At 64.4% G+C, this 2,350-nt stretch carries 3 protein-coding genes; all 3 read right to left on the bottom strand.

Annotation, left to right across the window (positions count from 1 at the left end):
• A partial coding sequence (locus EN781_RS30825) for a CorA family divalent cation transporter (protein WP_281034411.1) occupies positions 1 to 700 on the bottom strand: 700 nt, incomplete at its 3' end.
• Between the two features lie 146 nt (positions 701 to 846).
• On the bottom strand, positions 847 to 1,812 hold the full coding sequence (truB, locus tag EN781_RS30820; RefSeq protein ID WP_126056664.1) for a tRNA pseudouridine(55) synthase TruB: 966 nt from the start codon (positions 1,810 to 1,812) through the stop codon (positions 847 to 849).
• Positions 1,812 to 2,237: a 30S ribosome-binding factor RbfA gene (gene rbfA / locus EN781_RS30815; RefSeq protein WP_126056665.1), complete on the bottom strand. Its 426-nt coding sequence runs from the start codon at positions 2,235 to 2,237 to the stop codon at positions 1,812 to 1,814. The genes truB and rbfA overlap by 1 nt, the downstream gene beginning before the upstream one ends.
• Between the last annotated feature and the right edge of the window lie 113 nt (positions 2,238 to 2,350).

Raw genomic sequence — 2,350 nt, 5'->3', positions numbered from 1 at the left:
GCCAAAGCACGCCCTTCAACACATTGGCGTCGCGCCGCAACTCGTGCAACTGCCGCATCTGCTGCTTGTGCGGCGCGTGCAGCATCTCGTCCTCGATGCTGTCGACCAGTTCACTGGCGGCCTCGATCGGCGGGAAATAGCTGTCGACGATGGCGTCGATCAGCGCATAGGCGAGATAGTCGGCGCCGCGCGCGCGCAGCCGATTCGGCACCGAGCTGGCGATGCGCTTGCGCACCGGATTGAACGGGTCGCCCTCGCGCTCCTGGAAGGTGACGACGAAGTTGTTGCCGAAGAAGACCGCGATCTGCTCGTAGCGATGGGCCGTGACGTCGTCGATCATGCGCATGACGACAAAGGCGTGGTCCTCGAAGAAATCCACCTTCGGCCGCTGGCCGCTGTTGACGACATCCTCCAGCGCCAGCGGATGCAGGCTGAAGATGCGGCCGATCTCCTCGATCAGCGGGATGTTGGCAAGACCGGTGCAATCCAGCCAGACGACCGGCCACTGGTCGCAATGCGTAGTAAGATCGTCGATGCTGGCGTTCTCGATGGTTTTGAATTTCTCCGGCGAGATCAGCGTCAGCCGGAGCTCGCTGCGCCGCGCCGCGGGGTCGGCGATCAGCGTGCCCGGCGAAGCGCCGACCGGCGGCCGCCTTGTTTTCAGCGGCGCGCGCTTCCTGATCGTCTCAGCCTTTGCCATGTCCCCCTCAAGCGCAGTGTCGCCGCGAAATTAGAGCAATTCCAAGAAAAGTGTGAAACGGTTTTCCGTCCGGAATTGCCCCAAAACAAGGAGATAGAGCGGTTTGGCGTTTCCGTGAAACGATGAATCGCTCCAGCCGAACGCCGTTACCCGGCAAAGACCCGCTTGGGCTTGAACATGCCTTGCTCGATGGCGCCGATGGCGACCAGCCTGCCACGCACGGTTGCGCAGGCCTCCTCGGCCTCGACCGGCGCGTCGCGGCCACGGATGATAACCGGATTGCCGAGCCGGATCCTGGTCGCCGCGTCGTCGCTGACCACGACCTGCGGCAAGCAATCGAGCGCCGCCGCGGTCTCGACCAGCAGCGCGTCGATCGCGCCGAAGTCGATGGGTGTTTCGGGGGCGTCGGCATCGCCCTGCGCCGCATCGGGTTCGCCGAAACGCGCGGCTTCCAGTTCGGCGATGGTGACGAAGTCTTCCGGCGTGAAAGGCTCGACCTCGACGCGGCGCAGTTCCGCGATATGGCCGAAGCAGCCGAGGTCGCGGCCCATGTCGCGGGCGAGCGAGCGTACATAGGTGCCCTTGCCGCACTCGACCTCGAAAACTGTGCGGTCGGCGCCGTGCTCGACGATGTCGAGGCGGCCGATCTCGATCTCGCGCGCCGGTATGTCGACCGTCTCGCCCTCGCGGGCAAGGTCGTAGGCGCGCTCGCCCGCGATCTTGATGGCTGAGAATTGCGGCGGCGTCTGCATGATGACGCCGGTGTACTTCGGCAATAGCGCCCTCACCTCGGCCTCGGCCGGACGGCGCACCGAACTGTTGGTCACCGGGCCTTCGAGGTCGTCGGTCGATCGCTCCTCGCCCCAGGCGACCGTGAAGCGGTAGACCTTGGCGCCGTCCTGCACGTAAGGCACTGTCTTGGTCGCTTCGCCGAGCGCGATTGGCAGCATGCCGGACGCCAGCGGGTCGAGCGTGCCGGCATGGCCGGCCTTTTCAGCCTGGAACAGCCATTTGATCTTGGAGACGGCCTCGGTCGAACCCATGCCGACGGGTTTGTCCAGCACCACCCAGCCGGAAACCGGCCTGCCCTTCTTCTTGCCGCGGCGTGCCACTATTTCCCGTCCTTGTCGTTGTCGTCTTTCTTGTCTTCGGTGCGCAGATCGCGCGCCACTTCGGGCGATTTCAGCAATTCATTGATCCTGGCGAAATTGTCGAAGGATGTGTCGAGCCGGAAGCGAAACTCCGGCATGTACTTCATCTGCCTGAGCGCGCCCGAGACCCGGCCACGGATGAACTTCGCATGCTTGTTGAGCGCCTCGATTACGGCATTGGTGTCGCTGGCGCCGAGCGGCGAGACGAAAGCGGTGGCGATCTTGAGGTCCGGCGACATGCGCACCTCGGAGACCGAGACCACCGCGTTCTCGATCAGCGGATCGATGATCTCGCCGCGCTGCAAGGTTTCCGACAGCGCGTGGCGCACCTGCTCGCCGACACGCAGCATGCGCTGGGACGGGCCTGACGTGGTTGAACGGGACATTTTCCTCGGTCCTGAAATCGTGATGCGCGGGATGGGACCGCACCGCATGTCTCATGTGATGTGGGCGGCGGCCTTGCGACCACCGCCCGGTCTTCTCGACGCGTTACTCGAAC

The sequence above is a fragment of the Mesorhizobium sp. M4A.F.Ca.ET.090.04.2.1 genome (assembly GCF_003999085.1).
Taxonomy (GTDB): domain Bacteria; phylum Pseudomonadota; class Alphaproteobacteria; order Rhizobiales; family Rhizobiaceae; genus Mesorhizobium.
This window is presented reverse-complemented; position numbering and strand designations above follow the sequence as displayed.